The following is a 24,489-nucleotide window of genomic DNA, read 5'->3' on the forward strand; positions in this document are numbered from 1 at the left end:
CGCCGGGGCGCATGATGCCGCTAGGGATCAGGTGCAGTGCGGTCTTCACGCCATTGATGACCAGCGTATGGCCGGCATTGTGGCCACCCTGGAACCGGACCACGCCTTGCGCGCTCTCGGTGAGCCAGTCGACCAGCTTGCCCTTGCCTTCGTCACCCCATTGGGTTCCGACCACCACTACGTTGCGACCTTTGGTTGCTTTCATCTCAGACCCAATTTTCAATTGCAATTAACTCAAACAGCCTGCACGACCCACTGGCCCGCAATCTGCACCAGCTCTCGGTCACAGTGGAACTCATCGACTTCGCTCCCATGCCCAGGCAGAACACATACCACCGTCTCGCCTTGGCGGCGCAGCTCGGCAATGGCGGCATTCACGTCGCTCGCCTCGCCCCAGGGCGCGCGGATGGCGGCCTTGAGGGCGCGCGGGGACACCACGCTCACCAGTTGCTTGATGTCCAGGCTGAAGCCGGCCGCAGGCCGGTTGCGGCCGAACACGGCACCCACTTCGTCATAGCGGCCGCCACGCACCAGCGCATCGCTGGCACCCTTGCCATAGATGGCAAAGCGGGTGCCGCTGTAGTACGCATAGCCACGCAGGTCGGCCAGGTCGAAGGTGACCACGGCGCCGTCCAGCCGCGAGGCCAGCCAGCGCAGGTGCGACAGCACTTCAGCCACGCCGGCGATGTGCTTCAAGGCCTTGTCGGCCTCGGCCAGCACGGACTCGTCACCATACAGCTGAAGCAGCGCCAGCAGCCCCTGGCGCGATGCCGCAGGGAAATCACGGGTCAGCGTTGCCAGTTCGCTCGCGTCCTTGGCCGCCAGGGCGGCATGGATGCGGCTGAGCAACGGCGCATCCACCGCCACACCGGCCAGCAGGCTGCGCACGATGCGCACGTCGGCCAGGTCGATGGTGGTGTCGCGCACCTCGGCCACGCGCAGGCATTCACGCGCCAGCTGCAGGGCTTCGAGGTCGGCCTCCAGCCCGGCATGGCCATAGATCTCGGCGCCAAATTGCAGCGGCTCGCGCGTGGCATGGGGGCGGTCGGGGCGGGTGTGCAGCACGGGGCCGCAGTAGCACAGCCGTGTCACACCCTTGCGGTTGAGCAGGTGGGCATCAATGCGCGCCACCTGGGGCGTGGTGTCCGCACGCAGCCCCATGGAGCGGCCCGACAACTGGTCCACCAGCTTGAAGGTCTGGAGGTCCAGCGCCTCGCCGGTACCGGTCAGCAGGGATTCCAGGTGCTCCAGCAGCGGCGGCATGACCAGCTCATAGCCATAGCAGCGCGCCGTGTCGAGCAGCCCGCGACGCAATTCTTCGATGTGCCGCGCTTCGGACGGCAAGACATCGGCAATGTGATCCGGCAGGACCCAAGCAGACATGAGAAAAGGGGAGGCTGTTAAAACCGTGATTCTACCGGCACCGGCCAAGGCCCCTCCAACGGGGACCGACCAACAAGGCCATCAAGCGCGCGAAACACATGGAGTCACCCCGTCCCGCAGGAGGTAGAGCGGCCAAAAAAAACGGCAGCCCTGCAATGCAGAGGCTGCCGCTGTGCGCCTGGCGCCGCTTTTTTACTTGCGCGGGGCTGCAGGCTGCGCCGTAGAAGCCGTGCCGCCGCGGAAGGCCTTGAAGAACTCCGACGACGAGGGATCGACCACCATCACGTCGCTCTTCTTGTTGAAGCTCGATTTGTAGGCTTCCAGGCTGCGGTAGAACTGCGCAAACTGCGGGTCGCGGCCAAAGGCCTCGGCGTAGATGCGAGCGGCCTCGGCATCGCCCTCGCCCTTGATCTTCTGGGCATCGCGGTAGGCGTTGGCAATGGCGATCTCGCGCTGGCGATCCGCATCGGCGCGGATTTTTTCGCCTTCGGCCGCACCGGTGGAGCGCAGTTCGTTGGCCACGCGCTTGCGCTCGGCCTCCATGCGGCGGTAGACCGACTCGGTGATGGCCTCCACATAGTCAACGCGCGTGATGCGCACGTCCACCACGTCCACGCCCCAGGGCTTGGCGCCGCGCACGGTTTCCAGCACTTCACGCTTCACATCGGCCATCAGCGCTTCGCGCTTGAGCGAGAGCAGCTCCTTCACGGTGCGCTTGTTGATCTCTTCCTGGAAGGCATTGCGTACCACGCGGTTGAGCTGCATGGCACCGGCGCTTTCATCCAGACCGACGTTGCGGATGTACTGGGTGGGCTCGGAGATGCGCCAGCGCACATACCAGTCGATCACCACGCGCTGCTTTTCTGCCGTGAGCATAGGTTCCGTATCGGGGCTGTCCAGCGTGAGCAGACGCTTGTCGATGTAGGTCACGTTCTGGAACGGCGGCGGCAGCTTGAAGTTCAGGCCCGGCTCGGTGATCACTTCCTTGATCTGCCCAAGCGCGTAGAGCACGCCGAACTGGCGCTGGTCCACCACGAAGAGCATGGAGCTCATGAGTGCAAGCACCACCAGGAGGGTGGATGCGATAAATCCGACTCTGTTCACGAGCTGCTCCTAGCGGGATTCACGTTCGCGTGTGCGACTGCTGTCACGCGCCCGGGGGTCATTCGAAAAAGGGGCCGCAGGCGCAGCCGGAACCACCGTGGTGGCCGCAGCACTGGCGGGCTGCGCATCCAGGGCGCCTGGCGTGCCGGTGGCCACGCTCTGCATGATCTTGTCCAGCGGCAGGTACAGCAGGTTGGAGCCCTGGCGGGAATCCACCAGCACCTTGGTCACGTTGCCGTAGATCTGCTGCATGCTCTCGATGTACATGCGGTCACGGGTGACCTGGGGCGCCTTCTGGTACTCGGCCAGCACCGACGAGAAGCGCTGCGCATCGCCCTGCGCCTGGGCCACGATGCGGGCCTTGTAGGCAGCCGCCTCTTCATTGAGGCGCGATGCGGAACCCACGGCACGCGGGATCACGTCGTTGGCATAGGCCTGGGCATCGTTCTTGGCACGTTCGCGCTCCTGGCCGGCCTTGAGCACGTCATCGAAGGACGCCTGCACCTGCTCGGGCGGGCGCACACCGCCCTGCTGCAGGTTGATGCCCACCACTTCGACACCCACCTTGTAGCGGTCCAGGATGGTCTGCATCAGCGTGCGCACGCGCGGCGCGATCTGGTCGCGCTCTTCGGCCAGGGCCGTGTCCATGCGCATCTTGCCCACCACTTCGCGCACCGCCGTTTCAGCGGCCTGGATCACGGCGTCCGAGGGGTTCTTGCTCTCGAACAGCCAGGCGCGTGCATCGCTCAGGCGGTACTGCACGGCGAACTTGATCTCGACGATGTTCTCGTCTTCGGTGAGCATGGCCGACTCGCGCAGGCCCGTGCTCTTGATGATGTTGTCGCGGCCCACGTCGGCCGAGCGGATCTGCGTCACGAACACCAGCTCATGGCGCTCGATCGGGTACGGCAGGCGCCAGTTGAAGCCCGCACCCACCGTGCTCTTGTACTTGCCGAACTGGGTGATGACGGCCTGCTGGCCTTCCTGCACGATGAAGAAGCCCGTACCCATCCAGATCACGAAGACGATGCCGGCGATCAGGCCCACGCCCACACCCGCGCTCTTCATGTCGGGCGGCTGGAAGCCGCCGTTGCCAGCGCCCCCCGTGCCCCGGCCACCGCCGCCGCCCTTGCCGCCAAACAGGCCGCCGAGCTTGCGGTTGAGGTCACGCCACAGTTCATCCAGATCCGGTGGCTGGCCATTGCCCTGGCCCTTGTTGTTCTCGCGCCCGCGATTGCCTGCAGGGGGCGGCGCCGGCGGGCGCTCGTCCGGGCGTGCGCCGTCGTCCGGCTTGTCTTCGCCACGGCCCCAGCGGGGATCGTTCAGATTGAACATGCCCCGGATACGTTCTGGCAGCGAAGCCCAGCGTAGGGTGCGATTTTGGAAATTCATGCGCAAAGTCTCTGGTTCTCTGGTGGCATCGATCAAAACGGCATTGTGCCCAATCACTCCTCTTGGGCCGGCAATGGGGCAGCATCAGCTGGGGTCATGTCCTCCTGCGCCGCCAACACCCGTGCGGACAGCACACGGCGAAGGGAGTCCAGGCCCTGGCCGGAGCGTGCGCTCACGAACAGGCGGGGCACCATCTGCCCCTCCACTTCGTACTGGTCTTCCAGCAGCGCGGGCTGCTGTTCGGCGTCGAGCGCATCGAGCTTGTTGAACACCAGCAGTTGCGGAATGTCGGCCGCGCCAATCTCGTGCAGCACGCGCTGCACCTGGTCCATCTGCTCGGGAAAGTTGGGGTTGGAGGCATCCACCACATGCAGCAGCAGATCGGCATCCACCGCCTCCTGCAGCGTGGCCTGGAAGGCATCTACCAGGCCGTGTGGCAGGTCGCGGATGAAGCCCACCGTGTCGGACAGCGACACCGAACGCCCCGCATCGCCCAGGTAGAGCTGGCGCGTGGTGGTATCGAGCGTGGCAAACAGCTGGTCGGCCGCGTACGCGCGGGCCTTGACCAGCGCATTGAACAGCGTGGACTTGCCGGCGTTGGTATAGCCCACCAGCGAGATGGTGAAGGTGTCGCGCCGGTCGCGCTGGCGGCGCTGGGTCGAGCGCTGGCGCTTGACCTTGACGAGCCGCTCGCGCGTGCGCTTGATGGCCTCGCCGATCATGCGGCGGTCGAGCTCGATCTGCTTTTCGCCCGGACCGCCGCGCGCACCGATGCCGCCGGTCTGGCGCTCCAGGTGCGACCAGCGGCGCACAAGGCGCGTGCTCAGGTACTGCAGCCGGGCCAGTTCCACCTGCAACTTGCCCTCATGGCTGCGGGCCCGCTGCGCAAAGATTTCGAGGATCAGGAAGGTGCGGTCAGAGACCGGCAGCTCCAGGTTGCGCTCCAGGTTGCGCTGCTGCGCAGGGCTGAGCGACTGGTCGAACAGCACCTCCACCGCACCGTGCATCTGGGCCAGGGTGCGGATTTCATCGGCCTTGCCGCTGCCCACGAACAGGGCGGCATCGGGTGCCTTGCGCTTGCAGGTCAGGCGCGCCACGGGGTTGAGCCCCGCAGTTTGCGCAAGCAAACCCAGCTCTTCGAGCTCGCCATCGAAATGGGGAAGACCGAAATCCACCCCCACCAGCAACACCGAGGCACCACCCGCGTCAGAAGATGCGGGGGTACTCAAAGCGGATGGCCTCCGCCCATGACCATCTGACCCAGAATTGAATGCTGAACTGGATGCCGCAACTCAGGTGCCGGCGCCGTCTGCATCAGGGGTTTCGGCCGTCGAGAAATTGACTGCACGACCGGGCACGATGGTGGAGATCGCATGCTTGTAGACCATCTGCGTCACGGTATTGCGCAGCAACACCACATACTGGTCGAACGATTCGATTTGCCCTTGCAGCTTGATACCGTTCACCAGGTAGATGGAAACAGGTACATGCTCCCTACGCAGTGCGTTCAGGAAAGGATCTTGCAAAAGTTGGCCTTTATTGCTCACGATATTCTCCGTGTTCAAAGATGTTGTTGTAAACCACCACCTTACCACAGCAAAGTGGGACTTTTGCCGCCTGGTGACATGGCCTTTCGCCAACCCGGCCTTTCTGCACGCCGAACCGAGGTTCTCACCAGGGAATACCGCGGATGAATATGCGGCGACAGAAACAGATAGTTACTTCTGCGCGCCATTCACCAAACCAGGGCGATGCAATAACCATGCTGCAATGCAGCATATGCCGTGGCCACGAAGGAGCCGTGCGGCGCCCTCTCCCCGGGGTCAGCCCTCGTCCTTGTCCGCGTAGGGATTGTGCGAGGTCTTGACCTCGATGCGCAGCGGCGTGCCCACCAGGTCGAACTCCTTGCGGAAACGCCCTTCCAGGAAGCGCTTGTAGGCCTCGGTCACATGCTCCAGCGAGTTGCCGTGGATCACGATCACCGGCGGGTTCATGCCGCCCTGGTGCGCATAGCGCAGCTTGGGGCGAAACATGCCCGCGCGCTTGGGCGCCTGGAACTGCACCGCCTCCAGCAGCAGGCGGGTGAGCACGGGGGTGGACATCTTGCAGGTGGCCGCCTTGTGCGCCTGCACGATGGAGGTCCACAGCGGGCCCAGGCCCTGGCGCTTCTTGGCTGAGATGAAGTGCATCGAGGCGAACTTCAGGAACGACAGGCGGGTTTCGATGGAGCGCTCCAGCAGCGTGCGCTGGTATTCGTCCACGGCATCCCACTTGTTCACGGCCAGCACCACGGCGCGGCCGCTCTCCAGAATGTAGCCGGCAATGTGCGCGTCCTGGTCGGTCACGCCCTGCGTGGCATCGAGCAGCAGCAGCACCACGTTGGCCGACTCGATGGCCTGCAGCGTCTTGACCACCGAGAACTTCTCGATCGCCTCGAAGACCTTGCCCTTGCGGCGCAGGCCTGCCGTGTCCACCAGCTCGAAGCGCTGGCCGTTGCGCTCGAAAGGCACGGTGATCGCATCGCGCGTGGTGCCCGGCATGTCGAACGCGACCAGGCGCTCTTCGCCCAGCCAGGTGTTGATCAGGGTGGACTTGCCCACATTGGGGCGGCCCGCCACGGCAAGCTTGATGATGCTCTTGTCGTCGGAGGCATCGGCCTCGTCAGGGTCGGGCAGGTTCAGCGGCTCGAGCGCAATCTCCACCAGGCCCCTGATGCCCTGGCCATGCGCAGCCGACACCGGGAACACCTCGCCCAGCCCCAGTTCATAGAACTCGGCCAGCTGCACGCCCTCGACCATGCCTTCGGCCTTGTTGGCAACCAGCACGCAGGGCTTGGACAGCCGGCGCAGGTAGTTGGCGATGTCATGGTCCTGCGCCGAGACACCGGCGCGCGCATCCACGACGAAGACGACCACGTCGGCCTCGGCCACGGCCTGCTGCGTCTGCTTGGCCATCTCGCGGTAGATGCCGGTGGAGGCATCGGGCTCGAAGCCCCCGGTATCGATGACGATGTACTCGTGCTTGCCCTGCTTGCCATTGCCGTAGTGGCGGTCACGCGTGAGCCCGGCGAAGTCCGCCACGATCGCGTCGCGGGTCTTCGTCAGGCGGTTGAACAGCGTGGATTTACCGACATTCGGCCGCCCCACGAGGGCGATAACTGGCTTCATTGAATACGATCCATCATTCTGGGCGGAAGCCGAATACTCCGCCATTGCGGGTGACCACCACCAGGGTGTCTGCTGCAGCCACCGGCGCTGCGGCAATGCCGGAGCCATCGGTGGTCATGCGATTGAGGGGCGCGCCATCGGTGCGCGAGAGCAGGTGCACCAGACCCGTGTCGTCGCCCACCACCACGGAGCGGCCCAGCAACAGCGGCGTGGTCAGCTTGCGGTGCTTGAGGCGATCCGAGCCCCACAGGCGCGTGCCGTCATTGCGGTTCCAGGCCACCATCGAGCCATTGCTCTCGGTTCCGAAGATCGCATCCTTGTCACCGTCGATGCCCTCGGCGCCGGCGGCGCGCTGGGTCCAGGCGACGTTGCCGCGCACCGTGTTCACGCAGCCCACGGCCGACTGGAAGGCACGGGCGCACACCGATTCGCCGACGCGGCTGCTGCGCCCCACCAGTTCCACCAAGCGCTCCACGTCGTTGGTGCCGCGCGAGCTGGCCAGAGGGGCCTCCCAGCGGGCACTGCCGTTGTCGGGGTTCAGGCCCACCAGGCGGCCGGACAGGCCCACCACCAGGGTATCGCCCACCGCCAGCAGCACGCCATCCTGGCGCAGCACCAGGGGCTCGCCGGGGCGCTGCTGCGTCCACAGGCGCTTGCCGGTGGCGGCGTCGAAAGCGATCACGGTGCGGTCAGCCGCCAGCACGAACACGCGGCCACCCGCCACCAGCGGCGCGGTGAAGACCTGCGAGGCCATGGGCTGGCGCCAGCGCTCACGGCCGGACTCAACGGCGATCAGCGCATTGCTGCGTGCCACCACGGCCGCCAGCTTGCCATCGCTGCCGACACCGGCCGACAGCGGCTCGGCCAGGGCCAGGCGCCAGATGTCGCCGCCCGTGCGGGCATCGATGGCAGCCACCGTGCCGTCGGCCGAGGCCAGGGTCACCGTGGTGCCATTGACGCGCACATCCAGCGACAGGCCCGCCACCGCCCCGACCTTGCTGGTCCATGCCTGGCGCACGCCCAGCACGGGCACATTGGCACCGAGGTCGGCAGGCACGGGCTTGGGGGCGCCCCAGAACGAGCCGCCGGGCATCACCGAGCAGCCGGCCAGCGCCGCCGCCAGGGCCAGCAGCGCCAGGCCACGGACCGGACGAAGGTGGGTGCGGATCAGAGTCTGCGCGCTCATTTTGCAGCCTCTGCCGTCTTGGCGGCCGCCACGGTATCGGCGGCAGGGTTGGCGCCCAGCGTGTTGAGCTTGACCTCGACCAGGCGGCGGTATTCCACGTCTTCGTTCATGGCCTTGTAGGCCTTGGTGTACTGGGCCAGGGCCTCGGTGCGCTTGTCCTGCAGCATCAGGATGTCGCCACGGTGGTCTGCAGCCACGCCTTCGAACGCGGCAGGCAGCGAGCCCGAGAGCTGGGCCAGCGCTTCGTCGTATTTCTTCTGCTCGGTCAGCACGGAGGCCAGGCGCAGCCTGGCCAGCGCCTTGAAACCATCGTCGCCGGCATGTTCGGCCACCCAGGCGAGCGCTTCGCGCGCGCCATCGGGCTTGCCCGCTTCCATGAGGTTGCGGGCCACGGTGAAGCCCGCCTGGGCCGCCTGGGGCGTGCCCGCGTAGCCGGCCTTGAGGTCGCCGAAGGCCCGTTCCAGGCGTTCCTGGTCCTTGGCACGGCTGGCCACGTCGACCGCATCGAACAGCGCCGCCGCCTTCGTGGCCTGGCTGCTCTGCCAGTACTGGTAACCGTTCCATGCCGCCAGCGAACCGCAGACCACGATCAGCACGCAGCTGATCAAGGTACCCCAGTTGTTCCAGAAGTGCTTGAGCTGGTCGAGTTGTTCCTGCTCTTCGAGGTCTAAATGATTTGCCATGGAGGTAGGTAAGAATTAACGGTTGGATTGTAGGGTGGCGGCCCAATCGGCCACATTGGCGATGGTTTGCTCCACCTGGGCGCCGGCGCCATCGCGCAGGGACTTGACGCCCACCACGCCGCGCGCAAGCTCCTCGTCGCCAAACACCAAAGCATACTGCGCGCCGCTGCCATCGGCTTTCTTGAACTGGGACTTCATGCTGCCCATGCCCTCGCCCGCCATTGGCGCGCCGTGCATCTGCACCTCTATGCCCTGGGCACGCAGTTGTTCCAGCACCCGGCTGGCCACGGGCAGCGCCGCACGGCTGGGGATGATGGCATAGACATCCGGCACCAGCGCCGGCACCTGGGCGCCCTGCTCTTTGACCAGCTCCAGCACGCGCTCCACACCCAGGGCCCAGCCCACGGCCGGGGCCGGCTTGCCGCCGATCTGCTCGATCAGGTAGTCGTAGCGCCCACCGCCGCAGATGGTGCCCTGCGAGCCCAATTGCTCGGTGATGAACTCGAACACCGTGAGGTTGTAGTAGTCCATGCCGCGCACCAGGCGCGGGTTGACCGTCCAGGCCACGCCATTGGCGTCCAGGATGGCCTTGACCGCGTCGAAGTGCGCCAGCGACTCGGCGCCCAGGAAGTCGATGAGCCGGGGCGCGGCATTCACCAGCGCCTGCATGGCCGGGTTCTTGGTATCCAGGATGCGCAGCGGGTTGGCGTGCAGGCGGCGGCGCGCCTCCTCGTCCAGCTGGTCGGCGTTCTGCTCGAAATAGGCGATCAGCGCCGCACGGTGCGCCTTGCGCTCCTCGGGCTGGCCCAGGCTGTTGAGCTCCAGGCGCACGTTGGTCAACCCGATCTCCTTCCACAGCGCGTTGGCCAGCAGGATCAGCTCGGCATCCACCTCGGGCCCGCCAAAGCCCAGGGCCTCGGCACCGATCTGGTGGAACTGGCGGTAGCGACCGCGCTGGGGGCGCTCGTGGCGGAACATGGGGCCCATGTAGTACAGGCGCTTGCCGCCTTCGTAGAGCATGTTGTGCTCGACCACCGCACGCACCACGCCGGCCGTGGCCTCGGGGCGCAGGGTCAGGCGCTCGCCGTTCAAGCGGTCTTCGAAGGAGTACATCTCCTTCTCGACAATGTCGGTCACCTCGCCCAGGCCGCGCACGAACAGCGGCGTGGGCTCGACGATGGGCGTGCGCATGTTGCGGTAGGCATAGCGCGCCATCAGACTGCGCACCTTCTCCTCCAGCCACTCCCAGCGGGCAGAGTCGGGCGGCAGGATGTCATTCATGCCCTTGACCGCCACCAGTTTCTCGGGCTTGGCGGCGGCGGCAGATACGTCTTTACTCACGGCAATGGTTTCCAGTTGAATAGGGGTACGGGAGGCGGCTCCGGGGAGGCGCCTCGCTGGGCCGTTCGGGCCCGCAGGGTGCGATTGTCGCAGGGGCGTCGGCCGCCGCCGGGTCAGGCGAGCGCGCTGTCAGGCGCACCCACCGCCGGGGCAGCCACCGGATGGGAGCCGCCGAAGCGCTTTTCAATGTAGTTTTCCACCAGCTGGTGGAACTCGGCGGCGATGTTCTCGCCGCGCAGGGTCAGGGCCTTCTCGCCATCGATGAACACCGGGGCGGCCGGGGCTTCACCGGTACCGGGCAGGCTGATGCCGATGTCGGCATGCTTGCTCTCGCCGGGGCCGTTGACGATGCAACCCATGACCGCTACCTTGAGCTTTTCCACGCCCGGGTACTTCACGCGCCACACAGGCATCTGCGCGCGCAGGTAGTCGTCGATCTGCTTGGCCAGGTCCTGGAAGGTGGTGCTGGTCGTGCGGCCACAGCCGGGGCAGGCAGTCACGCTGGGCACAAAGATGCGCAAGCCCAGCGACTGCAGGATCTCGGAGGCCACCACCACTTCCTGGGTGCGGGCCTCGCCGGGCTGCGGGGTCAGGGACACGCGGATGGTGTCGCCAATGCCTTCCTGCAGCAGGATGGAGAGCGCCGTGGCCGACGCCACCGTGCCCTTGGTGCCCATGCCGGCCTCGGTCAGGCCCAGGTGCAGCGCGTAGTCGCAGCGCTGGGCCAGGGCCCGGTACACGGAAATCAGGTCCTGCACACCGCTGACCTTGCACGAGAGGATGATCTGGTCGCCGTTCAGGCCCATTTCTTCCGCACGGCGGGCGGATTCGATGGCCGAGGTGATCAGCGCCTCGTACATCACCTGGCGCGCCTCCCAGGGCCGGGCGCGGCGGCTGTTGGTGTCCATCAGCTCGGCCAGCAGCTCCTGGTCCAGGCTGCCCCAGTTCACGCCGATGCGCACCGCCTTGTCCCAGCGGATGGCGGCCTCGATCATCTGGCCGAACTGGCGGTCGCGCTTGTCGCCCTTGCCCACGTTGCCGGGGTTGATGCGGTACTTGGACAGCGCCTGCGCGCAGTCCGGGTAGTCGGTCAGCAGGCGGTGGCCGTTGAAGTGGAAATCCCCCACCAGCGGCACGGTCTCACCCATGCGGTCGAGCTGCTCGCGAATGTAGGGCACCGCCTGCGCCGCCTCGGGCGTGTTGACGGTGATGCGCACGAACTCGGAGCCGGCCTGCGCCAGCTCCTTGACCTGGATGGCGGTGCCGATGGCATCCACCGTGTCGGTATTCGTCATGGACTGCACGCGCACCGGCGCATCACCCCCGACCGTGACCACGCGCGAGCCCCAGACCACACGGGCCTGGCGGGAGCGCCGAGGGGCGGGCTGGGCAATGGCAATCGGGGCCAGATCGATCAGGGACTTGTCCACTTATTTCACCTCAAAGCGCGCAACGTTGTCGCGCGAAACGGTGGTCAGCGCGAATGGCTTGCCACGCACAAACACATCGGTCACATCGGCCCGGCCAATCACCACCGCCAGAGGGAGCGTGCCCGAAACGGCCACCGACTCCCCTACTGCCAGATTCTTCTGCAGCGCAATGGTTCCGCCAGCATCGCGCACCTGCACCCACGAGGCGCCGCGCGCACTCAGGGTCAGCACGCTGGAGGCCGAGGCAGCCGCAGCCGCTTCGGGGGTCGATGCCGCCACGGCCGGGGTGGCCGCACTGGCTGCCACCGCAGCGGAAGGGCTTGCCGCAGGCACAGGGGCCGCAGACGTCGCAGCAGGCGCGGCCACCACAGCCGCAGCGGGTGCGGGCACAGCGGCCGGGCCGGAGGCCGCAGCCACGGGGGCTTGCGGCTCCTGGGCAGCCACGGGTGGAGACGCCGGCGCATCGTCTCCCGCGCTGCCGCCGAACGGATTGCGGTCGGCAGGGACAAACATGATGGCCAGGGCACCCGCCAGCAAGGCCAGCACCACCACGGCGATGGCCCAGGACTTTTTGCCGCCCGAGGACGCTGGAGCAAAGGAGCCATTGCCCGCACTGGAGCTGCTGCCCTTGACCGGCGCGTTGATCCCCGCATTGCCCGCCACCAGGCGCGGGCTCTTGCTTTGCGGCAGCAGCGCCAGAATGGGCGCCGGGTCGATCTTGAGGGTGCGGCACACGCTGGATGCCAGAGCCCGCACGAACACCGTGTCAGGCAGCACCGCGAAGTTGTCGGCCTCCAGGGCCTCCAGCTTGGCCACCGGCACCTTCAGGGCCACGGCCAGCGCCGCAATGTGCAGGCCCGCCTCCATGCGCGCTTCGCGCAGCAAGGTACCGGCCGTCCGCCCTCCAGCCATCTCTTGTGCCTCTGCGTGCACCGAAACCCCTGTCACCGAATCACTCATTGAAAGCCCCACGCTGATAGGCACCCGTCTCACGCGCTTCCGGGAAACGCCTGCGCAATTGATCACCCAGCTGGCGCATGGCCACCGTGTCGCCCAGGCCGCGCTCGACCTTGATGCCCAGCCACAGCGTTTCCGCATTCGAGAAATCGCTGTTGTTCAGGCGGCGGATGTAGAACTGCGCCCGCGTGAGCTCATTGCGGCGCATCAGCAGCGACGACAGGTGGTAGCCCACCACCGGGTTGGCAGCATCGAGCTCATAGGCCTTGAGCAGCGACTGCTCGGCTTCGGCCACCTGGCCGGCTTCCATCTGGCACAGGCCGCGCGCCATCAGTGTCTTGCTGCGCGCGGTATAGGCCGGGTTGGCGAGGGCCGTCACGAAGCTCTGGTCGGCCTCGGCGTACTTGCGCTGCTGGCAATGCAGCCAGCCCAGGTTGTGCAGCAGATTCGGATCGTTGCTGCGCAGGCCGAGCGCGCGACGAAAGCTCTCTTCGGCCTGGCCAAACTCGTTGAGCCGCAGGTAGATCAGGCCGCGCAGGTTGAAGGCGTCGGAATAGGTGGGGTCGGCGACCAGGGCCTGCTTGACCTCGTCCAGCGCCACGGTGGTCTGCCCGTTCTCGAAGTAGTTGGTCGCCAGCTCCAGGCGGATGCGCGCGCGGCGGCGCGCCTCGGGCTCATCGGACTGGGTGAAGACAGCACCGCCGGGCTCGCCGGCCGAGGGGCCACTGCCGCCGCTCGCACAGCCCGAGAGCCCTGCCACGCCAGCCACCACCCCACAGGCCAGGAGCGCACAGCGGCCCATGCGCTGCCAGCGTTCAACCAATCCCACCATGTAGAGCCTCCTTCAAGTTCGTTGTGTCATGTCACCAGTTTGAGCGCGATTGTGCGCTGTTTGGCCATGCGTTCCGCCGCTTTTGTGCGATCTTTGACGTCACCGGCCAATTGACCACAAGCGGCGTCGATATCGTCGCCGCGCGTCTTGCGCACCGTGGTCACGATGCCCGCGTCGCTCAGCAGTTTGCCAAAGGCCAGCACCTGCGCCTGTGACGAACGCAAAAGGCCCGACGCCGGGAACGGGTTGAAGGGGATCAGGTTGAACTTGCAGCGCACGCCCGCGCCGCGTACGGGCTTGACCAGGTCGATCAGTTGCTGCGCATGCTCGAGTTGGTCGTTGACCCCGTCCAGCATGCAGTATTCGAAGGTGATGAAGTCGCGCGGCGCGTGTTCCAGGTAGCGGTTGCACGCGGCCAGCAGCTCTTCGATCGGGTATTTGCGGTTCAGTGGAACCAGGTTGTCACGCAGCGGATCGTTGGGTGCATGCAACGAAACGGCCAGGGCCACGGGGCAGTCCTGCGCCAGCCGGTCGATCATGGGCACCACGCCCGAGGTGGACACCGTCACGCGGCGGCGCGACAGGCCGTAGGCATGGTCGTCCAGCATCACGCGCAGCGCCGGCACCAGGGCCGAGTAGTTCTGCAGAGGCTCACCCATGCCCATCATCACCACGTTGGAGATGATGCGCTCCGTCTTGCCCAGGCGCGCGCGCAGCGCGTGCTCGGCAAACCACAACTGGGCCACGATCTCACCGGTGGTGAGGTTGCGGCTGAAGCCCTGGTGGCCGGTGGAGCAGAACCGGCATCCCACGGCGCAACCGGCCTGGGAGGAAACGCACAGCGTACCGCGGTCGTCCTCGGGAATGAACACCGCCTCGACCGCATTGCCGCCGCCCACGTCGAACAGCCACTTGACGGTGCCGTCGGCAGAGACATGCTCGGAGATGACCGGCAGCGCCTGCACGTGCGCGCAGCCCTTGAGCTTGTCGCGCAGGGCCTTGGCCAGATCGCTCATGGCATCAAAATCGCGCGCGCCGCGCTGGTGGATCCAGCGGAACAGCTGGGTCGCGCGAAAGCGCTTTTCCCCGAGCTTTTCGCAGAAGGCGGCCAACCCGTCGAGATCGAACTCCAGCAGGTTGGTGGTCTTGGCCGGGGTCGCTGTCGCTGGCGCGGCAACCACAGCGGTGGCGGTTTCAGTCGTGGTCATAGCGGCATCCCTTCGGGTAACCGCTCGCAGTCGTCCCCATGGTGCGGCCGCCCCACCGGGGTGGGCTCAAGCATGGGGACCACCATCTCAGCGGGTGTAAATGTTCAGGCCGGGGAAGAAGAAGGCGATTTCGACGGCAGCCGTTTCGGCAGCGTCGGAACCGTGCACGGCGTTGGCGTCGATGCTGTCGGCGAAGTCCGCGCGGATGGTGCCGGCTTCTGCCTTCTTGGGGTCGGTGGCGCCCATCAGTTCGCGGTTCTTCAGGATGGCGTTTTCGCCTTCCAGGGCCTGGATCATCACGGGGCCGGAGATCATGAAATCGACCAGGTCCTTGAAGAAGGGACGTGCCTTGTGCACCCCGTAGAACTGCTCGGCTTCCAGGCGCGACAGGTGCACCATGCGGGCAGCCACGACCTTCAGGCCGGCAGCTTCGAAACGGGCGTAGATCTGGCCGATCACGTTCTTGGCGACTGCGTCAGGCTTGATGATGGAGAGAGTGCGTTCGATTGCCATGGTGTTTTTCCTGATTGGATTGATATAAACGATGCGGATTCTTTTGCCCAGCGGACAAAACCCTCGATTCTAACCGTGCGCCGGGTAACCCCTGTGAATCAGCGGCCACGGCCACGGCGCGGGCCGCCACCACCGCCGCCACCGGGGGCGCGCTGGGCCTGGCGGTGGCGCGAGAGGCTGTCGGTGCCGATGTAGCCGACCGAGGTCTTCATCGGATCGGGCTGGGCCGAGCCGCCACGCGCGCGGTCGGCATTGTTGTTGCCACCACCATTGCCACCCCGAGCACCCTGGCCACCACCGCCGCCATCGCGGCGGGGCTTCTGGCCGCGCGGGCCGTTGGCACCGGCGCCCGGAGGTTGGTCACGGCGGCTGCCGTCGCCGCGCGGGCCGCCACGGCGGATGTTGCCGCGCTTGTTGCCTGCGGGGGCAGCTTCGCCCGGCGCGGCATCGCCACGGTCTTCCAACGGGTCGCGCCCGGCGCCTGCGGCCTTCACCAGTGCGCGGATGTCGCTTTCGTCCAGCTCCAGGAACGCGCCGCGCTTGAGGCCGCGCGGCAGCACCATGGCGCCATAGCGGATGCGGATCAGCCGGCTGACCGCATGGCCCACCGACTCCAGCATGCGCCGCACTTCGCGGTTGCGGCCTTCGGAAATGGTGACGCGGTACCAGCAGTTGGCACCTTCGCCGCCACCGTCCTCGATGGAGCCGAAGGCGGCCATGCCGTCGTCCAGGCGTACGCCCTCGATCAGCTTGGCTTTTTCTTCATTGCTCAGGGCGCCGAGCACGCGCACGGCGTACTCACGCTCCAGGCCAAAACGCGGGTGCATGAGCTTGTTGGCCAGCTCGCCCGAGCTGGTGAACAGCAGCAGGCCTTCGGTGTTCAGGTCCAGCCGGCCCACGGACTGCCACTTGCCCTGCTGCAGGCGCGGCAGCTTGCGGAACACGGTGGGCCGGTTCTGCGGGTCGTCGTGCGACACCACTTCACCCACGGGCTTGTGGTAGGCGATGACACGTGCCGGTGGCGGGTCGATGCGGTAGCGGATGGGCTTGCCATTGACCTTGACCTGGTCGCCGAACTGGATGCGCTGGCCGATGTGGGCCGGCTCACCATTGACCGAGATGCGGCCCTCCAGGATGAGCTGCTCCATCTCCAGCCGCGAGCCCAGGCCGGCCTGCGCCAGCACCTTGTGCAGCTTGGGTGTCTCCACTTGGGGCAGCAGCACGCGCTTGAGGGGCACCTCCTCGCCGGACTCCTCGTCCGCATCGAACTGGCCAGACACCACGTCCTCGAACTGGTAGCCCTGCACGCCGTGTTGCGGCCTGGGTCCCTTGGGCCCCTGACCTTGGTGGTTCTGCCCCTTGCCATGGCTTTCCTTGCGGCCCTCCCGGCGCTCCTGCGCATCGCCGCGCGCTGCGGCGGGGGCGTCGCCATAGATGCGCGCGCCGGGCGCACGGTCGACCAATACCACGGCCGGCACGGGCGCCCTGTCCACTGCGTCGCCATCGACCGCTGCGGGAGCATCCAGGGCAGCTGAGGGCTCTGCAGGCGCCACGGCCAGAGGCGGCGCGGACTCCACCGCCTCGGCTCCATCGGCCACATCGGCAGCCACGCGGGGCTGGCGCGGCTTGCGTGGCTTTTTCACCGCAGGCTCGCTACCGGCATCCAGTGCCGACGATGCCTCGGCGGGCGCCACGGGAGCCTCCACGGCGGCGGCTTCATCGGCCTGCACCACCGCCTTCTTGCGCGGCGCGCGGCGCGGCTTGGCGGGCGGCGTGGCCGCCTCGGGCGGTTGCTCGGTGCCGGGGGCGTCGGGCAATGCGTCGGGTGTCGTCGAATCGTTCATGGAAGCTTTCCCTGGATGCCACGGCGGGCATCGTCATCGTCATCGCGCAGCTCTTCATCGCTCTGCGCGCTCTTGTTCAAATCATCCGCAGCGGGTGCGGAGTCTGCCGGGCCGGTACCGCCCGTCGTGTCTTCTTCACCGCTGCCGGCCAGCAACTGGCTGTCCGGCTCCAGCCGGGCGGGCGCCTCTTGCGCCGCACCGTCGGCCGGCACATCGGGCACCGCAGCCTCGCCTTCAAGCTGGCCATCCAGGTCGAGCAGGTTCTGCTGCGCCTGCGTGCCACCCTCGCCGGCATGCCCACCGTCTTCGACGGATGGCACGGGGGCGGCGGCTTCACCGCCCTCCCCGCCTTGCGGCGCAGCCTGGGCACCGGGTTCCTCACCCACAGCCTCCCCGGCAGCACCCTCTTCTTCCTCTGACCCGATCACGCCCTGCGCTGCAGCGGCCATGGCCTCCAGCACGTTGGCATGGCCCGAGGCATCCTCCAGCATGGGCAACTGGTCCAGCGAGGCCAGGCCCAGATCGTCGAGGAACTGGCGCGTGGTGGCAAACAGCGAAGGCCGCCCCACCGTCTCGCGGTGGCCGATCACCTCGACCCAGCCACGGTCTTCGAGCTGCTTGATGATCAGGCTGTTGACCGTCACCCCACGAATGTCCTCGATGTCCCCGCGCGTCACCGGCTGGCGGTAGGCAATGATGGCCAGTGTCTCCAGCACGGCGCGCGTGTACTTGGGCGGCTTCTCGGGGTGCAGCCGGTCCAGGTATTCGCGCATTTCGGGGCGGCTTTGCAGGCGCCACCCGGTGGCCACCTGCACCAGCTCCACCCCGCTGTGGGACCAGTCGCGCTGCAGGTCGAGCAGCAGCAGCTTGAGCGTGTCCGTACCCAGGGCGTCGTTGAACAGCACCCGCATTTCGCGCAGCGGCACGGGCTGCTGCGCGCAAATCAGGGCAGTCTCAAGGACCCGTTTGGCATCCACCGTGTTCATGGTTCAGCGATTCCGGGAAAAAAGGCGGCACGTGTCGTGACAAGGGGCCACACCAACAGCAGGGATCCATCAAAGGGGCGCATATTGCGCGGCCGCTGGCGCGACGCGGGGGCCCGGCGGGATTCCGTCTTCGGGTTCAGGGCGTGGTGTTCACGCCCCAGGGCCGGTCAGGCCTGGAAACACAGATACCTGCGTTTCGCTATGCGCCATTGTAACGCAGGCCCCAAAAAGACAGTGCATCGCGCATATCCAGGGGCAGCGGTGCATGCAACTCCAGCGGCTGGCCCGTGACCGGATGGGTGAACGCCAGGCGAAAGGCATGCAGCGCCTGGCGCTGCAGCGCGCCCACAGGGACGCCGCCATAGAGCACATCGGCCACCAGCGGGTGGCCGATGGAGGCCATGTGCACGCGGATCTGGTGCGTGCGGCCGGTGTGCAGCGTGCACTCCACCCAGCAGCCTTGGTCCGCGCCCTCCAGCAGGCGAAAATCCGTGCGCGCCGGCTTGCCGGCATGGCTGGCAAGGTCGACCACGGCCATGCGCAGGCGGTTGCGCGGGTCGCGGCCGATGGGCTGCGCCACCGTGCGGCGGGCATTGCCTGCCCAGGGCTTGTGCGCCAGCGCCAGGTACTGGCGGTGCACGCTGCGCGCGGCGATCATGGCCACCAGCGCGTCCATGGTGGCGCGCTCGCGCGCCACCACCATCAGGCCGCTGGTGTCCTTGTCCAGCCGGTGCACGATGCCCGCGCGCGGCACCAGCAGCGCCTTGGGGTCGCGCGCCAGCAGGCCGTTGAGCAAGGTGCCGCTCCAGTTGCCGGGGGCCGGATGCACCACCAGGCCAGCAGGCTTGTTCACCACCAGCAGGTGCTCGTCCTCGTAGACCACGTCGATGTCCATCGCCTCGGGCCGAAAGGCCTGGCTCTGCTGCGTGGGGCGCATCTCCAGGGTCAGGCCGTCGCCCGCCTTGACCTTGAGCGATGCCTTGGTGGCCGGGCTGCCGTTCAGGCGAACCAGCCCCTGGGCCAGCAGTTGCTGCAGGTAGCTGCGGGACAGCTCGGGCACCAGCTCGGCCAGCGCCCGGTCCAGCCGGGCCGCATGCTGCGCCGTGCCCACCTGCATCTGGCGCAGCTCGGCATCGGCCCCGCCCGCTTCCTCGCTCGCCCACTCCTCGCCGGCCCCCTCCTCGTCCGGCCCGGGCAGGCCGGGCTCGGTGCCGGGGTGCGCGGGCGCCACCACGGCGCTCAACGCGCCGACAGGTAGCGTGCGGGGTCCACCGGCTTGCCCTGGCGGCGGATCTCGAAGTGCAGCTTCACGCGGTCGGCGTCGGTACTGCCCATCTCGGCGATCTTCTGGCCCTTGCGCACGGTCTGGTCTTCCTTGACCAGCAGCGTCTGGTTGTGCGCATAGGCCGTGAGGAAGGTGTTGTTGTGCTTGAGGATCACCAGGTTGCCATAGCCCCGCAGGCCGGCACCCGAATACACCACGCGGCCATCCGCAGCGGCCAGCACCGGGTCACCGGCCTTGCCGGAGATGTCGTAGCCCTTGTTGCGGGCCTCGTCGAAGCCCGCCAGCAGCGAGCCCGATGCGGGCCAGATGAAGTTCAGGTCGTCCTCACCCGCGCTCGGTGCCGGTGCGGCAGCCACGGCTGGCGCAGGCGTGACAGGCTTGGCGCCGCTGGCGGTGGATGCGGGCGGCAATGGGGTCGCCGTCGGGGTCGATGGGGTGATGGTCGTGGAGGTCACCGGGCGGGTGACCACGCCGGTATCGGCGGCAATCACGGGCGGCGGGTTCGTGCCGGGTGCGACGACGCGCAGCACCTGGCCCACCTCGATCAGGTCGGGGTTCGTCAGGTTGTTCCAGCGGGCAATGTCCTTCCAGCCCTGCCCGTTCTCCAGGCCGATGCGGATCAGTGTGTCACCGGGCTTGACGGTGTAGTAGCCGGGCTTTCCGGCATTCTCTGCCCCCGGCAGGGGTTTGATGGGCGCGGCCACCACCCCGGGCTGCGGCGATCCGTTCGTGGTGGTCATGGCACCGGCATAGGTTCCCCGGTCCTCCACAGGGGCCTTGGTCATCCGTGTTCCACAGCCCACCAACAGCAACGCCACGGTAAACCCTGCAACAAGACCACGCGATACCAACATAAGCATTTTCCCTTCAGGCAATCCCCGATTTTAGAGGGACAAAGTGAACCGGCTCGAGCACGCTTTGTTTCAACCCGTGTGGGGTCTTGTCAATTACCAGCAACATCTGCTGCCCACCGGCCACCGCCATGGGCGCCACCAGCCTTCCGCCCATCGCCAACTGGTCGCACCATTCCTGCGGTACGGCGTCGCCTCCGGCTGCGGCGATGATGGCCGCATAGGGGGCACCCTTGGCGTAGCCGAGCATGCCGTCGCCCAGCATCAGGTGCACATTGGCCAGGCGAAACGGGCGCAGGTTGTCGCGCGCCTTGTCGTGCAGGCCGCGCAGGCGCTCGATGGTGTAGACCTCGCGCGCCAGCAGGCCCAGCACGGCCGCCTGGTAGCCACAGCCGGTGCCAATCTCCAGCACGCGGCCCAGCCCGGCGGGTCGGGCACTCTCGGCCGAGAGCAGCAGCTCGCACATGCGCGCCACCACGCTGGGTTTGGAAATCGTCTGCCCCAGGCCGATCGGCAGGCTGGTGTCTTCATACGCCTGGTTGACCAGGCCACTGTCCACGAAGCGGTGGCGCTCCACCGTCGCCAGGGCCTGCAGCACGGCAGGCGAGGTGATGCCCCCGGCCGCGAGTTTTTGCACCATGCGGTTGCGCACGGCCGCCGAATCGAGGCCCACGCCCACCGCCGTAGCAGCCGGAGCCCGCTGGCCCAGCCCGGCCCCGGTGCCCTTGGGTGCGCCCGCGCCCGCCCCTGCAGGGCGTGGTGCGGGTGCTCCGCTGCCCGGGAGCCTGGCGGGAAATCCGGGACGCCGCTGCATCACATGCCCGCCGCGAGCTTCGAGGCGGTCTGCGCCCAGTAGCCCAGGTTGTCGTGGTCCGTGAGGTCTACCTTCAAGGGGGTGATGGCCACATGCCCCTGCGCCGTGGCATGGAAATCGGTGCCCTCGGCATCGTCCTTGGCCGCGCCCGCGTTGCCGATCCAGTACATGGCCTCGCCGCGCGGGCTTTCCTGCACGATCACGCGCTCGGCCGCATGCCGGCGCCCCAGGCGGCACAGCTTGATGGGCTTGAGCGCCGCCAGCGGCATATTGGGAATGTTCACGTTGAGCAGCCAGGGTACTTCGGTCACCAGGCTCTGCGCCAGCATCTGCTCCACGATCTCGCGCGCCTTGGCGGCGGCCGCCTCGATCTCGCCCCATCCCTTGTCCACCTGCGAGAAGGCAATGGCCGGCACACCGAAGAGATAGCCCTCCATGGCTGCGCCCACGGTGCCCGAGTAGATGGTGTCGTCGCCCATGTTGGCGCCGTTGTTGATGCCCGAGACCACCAGGTCGGGCCGGTACCCGAGCAAGCCCGTGAGGGCGATGTGCACGCAATCCGCCGGCGTGCCGTTCACATAGCGAAAGCCGTTGGCCGCCTTGGTCACGGTCAGCGGCGAATGCAGGGTCAGCGCGTTCGACTTGGCACTGTTGTTGTGCTCGGGCGCGACCACTTCCACCTCCACGCCCGCCAGCGTCTTGAGCGCGCCATGCAGCGCCACGATGCCAGGGGCCTGGAAGCCGTCGTCGTTGGAAATCAGGATCTTCATGGAGTGTGGTCGGGGTTTGCCGTGGATTGTAGGACGCGACCGACACGGGTGCCCCCGTCGCTCGGGGGACATCGCACGGCCAGACGCCGCGCCTATCATCCGGCGCATCACTGACAGGAGACTTTTTCCATGCACGCTTGGCTTTGCACCAACCCCACCGGCGTCGAGGCCCTGGCCTGGACGGAACTGCCCACGCCCACGCCCAAGGCGGGTGAGGTACTGATCGAGATCAAGGCCGCCAGCCTGAACTTCCCGGATCTGCTGATCGTGCAGAACAAGTACCAGATGAAGCCGCCGCTACCCTTCGTGCCCGGCTCGGAGTACGCGGGCGTGGTGCAGGCCGTGGGCGAAGGCGTCACCCACCTGCAGGTGGGCCAGAACGTGGCCTGCCTGTCGGGCACCGGGGGCTTTGGCACCCACACGATTGCACCGGCCGCGCTGTGCATGCCGCTGCCGCCGGGCTTCTCGCATGTGGATGCTGCTGCCTTCATCATGATCTACGCCACGTCCTACCATGCGCTGGTGGACCGGGCGCAGCTCAAGGCAGGCGAAACCGTGCTGGTGCTGGGCGCCGCAGGCGGCGTGGGCACCTCGGCCATCCAGATCGCCAAGGCCATGGGGGCGCGCGTGATCGCCGCCGCCTCCAGCGACGAGAAATGCGCGCTGTGCACCTCCATTGGCGCCGACGCCACCATCAACTACAGCAAGGAGAACCTGCGCGAGGCCATCAAGGCGCTGACCGATGGCAAGGGCCCCGATGTGATCTACGACCCCGTGGGCGGCGATTTCGCCGAGCCGGCGTTCCGCTCCATCGCCTGGCGCGGGCGCTACCTGGTGGTGGGCTTTGCCTCGGGCCCCATCCCGGCGCTGCCGTTCAACCTGGCGCTGCTCAAGGGCGCCTCCATCGTCGGCGTGTTCTGGGGCGACTTCGCCAAGCGCGAGCCCAAGGCCAATGCCGCCATGATGGGCGAGCTGGCGCAGTGGTACGCCAAGGGCAGGATCAAGCCCGTGATCGACCGCACCATGCCCATGGCCGAGCTGCCCGCCGCCTACGCCCACATGGGCTCGCGCGGGGTGATGGGCAAGTTGGTCATGGTCAACTGAGCGGCACCGAAAACAGACGCCATGGCGGCGTCTGTAACGGAAAGCATGGCGCTGTGTCAAACTCGCGGTTCAACGCAGCCCCTGTTACTGGTGCCCGCCCATGGCCGACCGTCAACCCTACGAAATCGCACGCGAAACGCTCAAGCAGTTGGCGGCCCGCCGACTGGCGCCCACACCGGACAACTACCTGTCCATCTACGATGAAATCGCAGGTGCGCGCAGTGCTGCGCCGTTTCCCGACGCACAGCTGGCCAGCATTCTGCGGCTGATTCCCGCCCAGACCCCGGCGCAAAAGCGCCTGCTCGGCCAGTTCGAGAAGGCCGTCACCAACAAGGACTGGAGCGGCCTGCAGAGCGTGCTCGTCGGCTATGCCAACCTGGGCCTGAGCCCTGCCGCCGCCGCGCCTGTCGAGGTGGCAACCCCCGCCCCCGTCAGCGTCCTGCCGCAGGACCTGGCCGAACTGCTGGCCCGCCTGATCGACAACCTCCTGCCAGCGCTGGGCGAGGACGATGCGCGTGTGCACGACATGGCCGGGCAGCTCACCACGTTCCTGCGCGAGCCCTCGCCGCTGATCCCCACGCTGATGCTGATGCTGGGCAACTTCACCTACCGGCTGTCGTTTGCCACCGAGGACCAGGCTGCCATCCGCGCAGGGCTGCTGGAACTGCTGCACATGGTGTTCGAGAACATCGCCGTGCTCAGCGCCGACGACCGATGGCTGCAAGGCCAGGCCGAGGCGCTGATGACGGCGTCCACCCCGCCGCTCACGCTGCGCCGGCTCGACGATGTGCAACTGCGCCTGAAGGACGTGATCTTCAAACAGACCGAGGCCAAGGCGCGCACCATGGAAGCCCAGGAGCAGATGAAGGAGCTTCTGGCCACCTTCATAGAGCGCCTGGCACTGATCACCGCGTCCAGCACCACCTACCAGGGCACCATGGAGCGCTGCGCCGACCTGATCGGCAAGGCCGCCAGCCTGCAGGAGATCGCGCCGGTGCTGGAGGAGGTGATGACCGCCACGCGCAGCATGGCCCTGGACACCAAGCTCACCCGCACCGAGCTGCTGGACCTGCGCGAGCGCACCGAGGCCAAGCACGCCGAAGTCACCAAGCTGCAGCAGGAGCTCGACCGCGCCAGCGCCCAGGCACGGCATGATCCGCTCACCGGCACCCTCAACCGCAAGGGCCTGGACGAGGCCATGGAGCGCGAGATCGCCCGTGCCCGCCGCATGGGTGCGCCACTGTGCTTTGCGCTGCTGGACATCGACAACTTCAAGCTCATCAACGACCGCCTGGGCCACAGCGTGGGCGACGCCGCCCTGGTGCACCTGGCGAAGGTCACGCGCGAGGTGATGCGCCCGCAGGACCTGCTGGCCCGCTACGGCGGCGAGGAGTTCGTGCTGCTGCTGCCCGACACGGCGGTGGAGGCCGGCGTAGCCGCGATGACGCGCCTGCAGCGCGAGCTGACCACGCGCTTCTTCCTGCAGGGCAGCGAAAAGATCCTGATCACCTTCAGCGCAGGCGTGGCGCAATTGCATGACTCAGAAACCAGCTTCGACGCCATCAAGCGCGCCGACCAGAGCATGTACCTGGCCAAGCGCTCGGGCAAGAACCGCGTGATGGCGGCATGAGCCCCCGCC

General features: G+C 67.2%; 23 protein-coding genes (1 of these 23 running past the window's edge). 2 read left to right on the forward strand and 21 right to left on the reverse strand.

Going from position 1 to position 24,489, the window contains the following annotated elements:
* The 21 genes from ACSQ3Y_RS25205 to surE form a co-directional block, all read right to left on the reverse strand.
* Positions 1-205, reverse strand: the beginning of a protein-coding gene (locus ACSQ3Y_RS25205; RefSeq protein ID WP_057205367.1) for an adenylosuccinate synthase. The gene continues 1,172 nt to the left of window position 1, outside the view; 205 of the gene's 1,377 nt are visible here — the first part of the coding sequence; the start codon lies at positions 203-205; its stop codon lies beyond the left edge, outside the window.
* Between the two features lie 29 nt (positions 206-234).
* On the reverse strand, positions 235-1,383 hold the full coding sequence (locus ACSQ3Y_RS25210; RefSeq protein WP_057205364.1) for an ATP phosphoribosyltransferase regulatory subunit: 1,149 nt from the start codon (positions 1,381-1,383) through the stop codon (positions 235-237).
* A 192-nt stretch (positions 1,384-1,575) separates the two neighbouring features.
* On the reverse strand, positions 1,576-2,487 hold the full coding sequence (gene hflC, locus ACSQ3Y_RS25215; RefSeq protein ID WP_427999838.1) for a protease modulator HflC: 912 nt from the start codon (positions 2,485-2,487) through the stop codon (positions 1,576-1,578).
* Between the two features lie 9 nt (positions 2,488-2,496).
* Positions 2,497-3,879 (reverse strand): FtsH protease activity modulator HflK, encoded by a 1,383-nt coding sequence (gene hflK / locus ACSQ3Y_RS25220; RefSeq protein WP_427999837.1) that lies wholly within the window; start codon positions 3,877-3,879, stop codon positions 2,497-2,499.
* A 53-nt stretch (positions 3,880-3,932) separates the two neighbouring features.
* Positions 3,933-5,108, reverse strand: a complete 1,176-nt coding sequence (gene hflX / locus ACSQ3Y_RS25225; RefSeq protein ID WP_057268969.1) for a GTPase HflX — start codon at positions 5,106-5,108, stop codon at positions 3,933-3,935.
* 63 nt (positions 5,109-5,171) lie between these two features.
* Positions 5,172-5,426: an RNA chaperone Hfq gene (gene hfq, locus ACSQ3Y_RS25230; protein ID WP_057205382.1), complete on the reverse strand. Its 255-nt coding sequence runs from the start codon at positions 5,424-5,426 to the stop codon at positions 5,172-5,174.
* A gap of 276 nt (positions 5,427-5,702) precedes the next feature.
* Positions 5,703-7,046, reverse strand: coding sequence for a ribosome biogenesis GTPase Der (gene der / locus ACSQ3Y_RS25235; protein ID WP_436179241.1), 1,344 nt, complete (start codon positions 7,044-7,046; stop codon positions 5,703-5,705).
* A 13-nt stretch (positions 7,047-7,059) separates the two neighbouring features.
* The gene (gene bamB / locus ACSQ3Y_RS25240) at positions 7,060-8,232 is read right to left on the reverse strand and encodes an outer membrane protein assembly factor BamB (protein WP_436179242.1); all 1,173 of its coding nucleotides are present in this window, start codon (positions 8,230-8,232) and stop codon (positions 7,060-7,062) included.
* Positions 8,229-8,915: a YfgM family protein gene (locus ACSQ3Y_RS25245; protein ID WP_436179243.1), complete on the reverse strand. Its 687-nt coding sequence runs from the start codon at positions 8,913-8,915 to the stop codon at positions 8,229-8,231. The genes bamB and ACSQ3Y_RS25245 overlap by 4 nt, the downstream gene beginning before the upstream one ends.
* Before the next feature lie 15 nt (positions 8,916-8,930).
* Positions 8,931-10,196, reverse strand: coding sequence for a histidine--tRNA ligase (hisS, locus tag ACSQ3Y_RS25250; RefSeq protein WP_436180170.1), 1,266 nt, complete (start codon positions 10,194-10,196; stop codon positions 8,931-8,933).
* 173 nt (positions 10,197-10,369) lie between these two features.
* A complete protein-coding gene (gene ispG / locus ACSQ3Y_RS25255) occupies positions 10,370-11,686 on the reverse strand; it encodes a flavodoxin-dependent (E)-4-hydroxy-3-methylbut-2-enyl-diphosphate synthase (protein WP_057205342.1) in 1,317 nt (438 codons plus the stop codon).
* The gene (locus ACSQ3Y_RS25260) at positions 11,687-12,598 is read right to left on the reverse strand and encodes a helix-turn-helix domain-containing protein (protein WP_436179244.1); all 912 of its coding nucleotides are present in this window, start codon (positions 12,596-12,598) and stop codon (positions 11,687-11,689) included.
* Between the two features lie 40 nt (positions 12,599-12,638).
* A complete protein-coding gene (gene pilW, locus ACSQ3Y_RS25265; RefSeq protein WP_057205337.1) occupies positions 12,639-13,475 on the reverse strand; it encodes a type IV pilus biogenesis/stability protein PilW in 837 nt (278 codons plus the stop codon).
* Between the two features lie 26 nt (positions 13,476-13,501).
* The gene (rlmN, locus tag ACSQ3Y_RS25270) at positions 13,502-14,683 is read right to left on the reverse strand and encodes a 23S rRNA (adenine(2503)-C(2))-methyltransferase RlmN (protein WP_436179245.1); all 1,182 of its coding nucleotides are present in this window, start codon (positions 14,681-14,683) and stop codon (positions 13,502-13,504) included.
* Positions 14,684-14,770: 87 nt separating this feature from the next.
* Complete coding sequence (ndk, locus tag ACSQ3Y_RS25275) at positions 14,771-15,196, reverse strand: nucleoside-diphosphate kinase (protein WP_007848912.1); 426 nt, start codon at positions 15,194-15,196, stop codon at positions 14,771-14,773.
* A gap of 98 nt (positions 15,197-15,294) precedes the next feature.
* Positions 15,295-17,040, reverse strand: a complete 1,746-nt coding sequence (locus ACSQ3Y_RS25280; protein WP_436179246.1) for a pseudouridine synthase — start codon at positions 17,038-17,040, stop codon at positions 15,295-15,297.
* Positions 17,037-18,026, reverse strand: coding sequence for an SMC-Scp complex subunit ScpB (gene scpB / locus ACSQ3Y_RS25285; protein WP_436179247.1), 990 nt, complete (start codon positions 18,024-18,026; stop codon positions 17,037-17,039). Before scpB ends, ACSQ3Y_RS25280 begins: the two co-directional genes overlap by 4 nt.
* 199 nt (positions 18,027-18,225) lie before the next feature.
* Positions 18,226-19,269: an RluA family pseudouridine synthase gene (locus ACSQ3Y_RS25290; protein WP_436179248.1), complete on the reverse strand. Its 1,044-nt coding sequence runs from the start codon at positions 19,267-19,269 to the stop codon at positions 18,226-18,228.
* Positions 19,266-20,165, reverse strand: a complete 900-nt coding sequence (locus tag ACSQ3Y_RS25295) for a peptidoglycan DD-metalloendopeptidase family protein (RefSeq protein ID WP_057268962.1) — start codon at positions 20,163-20,165, stop codon at positions 19,266-19,268. The genes ACSQ3Y_RS25290 and ACSQ3Y_RS25295 overlap by 4 nt, the downstream gene beginning before the upstream one ends.
* Positions 20,166-20,178: 13 nt before the next feature.
* Positions 20,179-20,976 carry a protein-L-isoaspartate(D-aspartate) O-methyltransferase gene (locus ACSQ3Y_RS25300; RefSeq protein WP_436179249.1) on the reverse strand — a complete coding sequence of 266 codons (798 nt, stop codon included), beginning with the start codon at positions 20,974-20,976 and terminating at the stop codon, positions 20,179-20,181.
* Positions 20,976-21,746 (reverse strand): 5'/3'-nucleotidase SurE, encoded by a 771-nt coding sequence (gene surE, locus ACSQ3Y_RS25305; protein ID WP_057205328.1) that lies wholly within the window; start codon positions 21,744-21,746, stop codon positions 20,976-20,978. Before surE ends, ACSQ3Y_RS25300 begins: the two co-directional genes overlap by 1 nt.
* Before the next feature lie 129 nt (positions 21,747-21,875).
* Between surE and ACSQ3Y_RS25310 the strand changes: the two genes are divergently transcribed.
* Complete coding sequence (locus ACSQ3Y_RS25310) at positions 21,876-22,850, forward strand: NADPH:quinone oxidoreductase family protein (RefSeq protein ID WP_057268959.1); 975 nt, start codon at positions 21,876-21,878, stop codon at positions 22,848-22,850.
* A 100-nt stretch (positions 22,851-22,950) separates the two neighbouring features.
* A complete protein-coding gene (locus ACSQ3Y_RS25315; RefSeq protein ID WP_057205322.1) occupies positions 22,951-24,480 on the forward strand; it encodes a GGDEF domain-containing protein in 1,530 nt (509 codons plus the stop codon).
* Positions 24,481-24,489 lie beyond the last annotated feature (9 nt).

This window comes from Acidovorax sp. LjRoot66 (assembly GCF_964253305.1).
Taxonomy (GTDB): Bacteria; Pseudomonadota; Gammaproteobacteria; order Burkholderiales; family Burkholderiaceae_C; genus Acidovorax.

Excerpts from the sequence above, each read along its gene's own strand:
- bamB (WP_436179242.1), bottom strand. The coding sequence starts at position 8,232 with ATGAGCGCGCAGACTCTGATCCGCACCCACCTTCGTCCGGTCCGTGGC.
- ACSQ3Y_RS25280 (WP_436179246.1), bottom strand. The coding sequence starts at position 17,040 with ATGAACGATTCGACGACACCCGACGCATTGCCCGACGCCCCCGGCACC.
- ACSQ3Y_RS25245 (WP_436179243.1), bottom strand. The coding sequence starts at position 8,915 with ATGGCAAATCATTTAGACCTCGAAGAGCAGGAACAACTCGACCAGCTC.
- ACSQ3Y_RS25310 (WP_057268959.1), top strand. The coding sequence starts at position 21,876 with ATGCACGCTTGGCTTTGCACCAACCCCACCGGCGTCGAGGCCCTGGCC.
- hisS (WP_436180170.1), bottom strand. The coding sequence starts at position 10,196 with ATGAATGACATCCTGCCGCCCGACTCTGCCCGCTGGGAGTGGCTGGAG.
- scpB (WP_436179247.1), bottom strand. The coding sequence starts at position 18,026 with ATGAACACGGTGGATGCCAAACGGGTCCTTGAGACTGCCCTGATTTGC.
- ACSQ3Y_RS25300 (WP_436179249.1), bottom strand. The coding sequence starts at position 20,976 with ATGCAGCGGCGTCCCGGATTTCCCGCCAGGCTCCCGGGCAGCGGAGCA.
- ndk (WP_007848912.1), bottom strand. The coding sequence starts at position 15,196 with ATGGCAATCGAACGCACTCTCTCCATCATCAAGCCTGACGCAGTCGCC.
- ACSQ3Y_RS25315 (WP_057205322.1), top strand. The coding sequence starts at position 22,951 with ATGGCCGACCGTCAACCCTACGAAATCGCACGCGAAACGCTCAAGCAG.
- hflK (WP_427999837.1), bottom strand. The coding sequence starts at position 3,879 with ATGAATTTCCAAAATCGCACCCTACGCTGGGCTTCGCTGCCAGAACGT.
- ACSQ3Y_RS25260 (WP_436179244.1), bottom strand. The coding sequence starts at position 12,598 with ATGGCTGGAGGGCGGACGGCCGGTACCTTGCTGCGCGAAGCGCGCATG.
- rlmN (WP_436179245.1), bottom strand. The coding sequence starts at position 14,683 with ATGACCACGACTGAAACCGCCACCGCTGTGGTTGCCGCGCCAGCGACA.
- pilW (WP_057205337.1), bottom strand. The coding sequence starts at position 13,475 with ATGGTGGGATTGGTTGAACGCTGGCAGCGCATGGGCCGCTGTGCGCTC.
- ACSQ3Y_RS25210 (WP_057205364.1), bottom strand. The coding sequence starts at position 1,383 with ATGTCTGCTTGGGTCCTGCCGGATCACATTGCCGATGTCTTGCCGTCC.
- der (WP_436179241.1), bottom strand. The coding sequence starts at position 7,046 with ATGAAGCCAGTTATCGCCCTCGTGGGGCGGCCGAATGTCGGTAAATCC.
- ACSQ3Y_RS25295 (WP_057268962.1), bottom strand. The coding sequence starts at position 20,165 with ATGTTGGTATCGCGTGGTCTTGTTGCAGGGTTTACCGTGGCGTTGCTG.
- surE (WP_057205328.1), bottom strand. The coding sequence starts at position 21,746 with ATGAAGATCCTGATTTCCAACGACGACGGCTTCCAGGCCCCTGGCATC.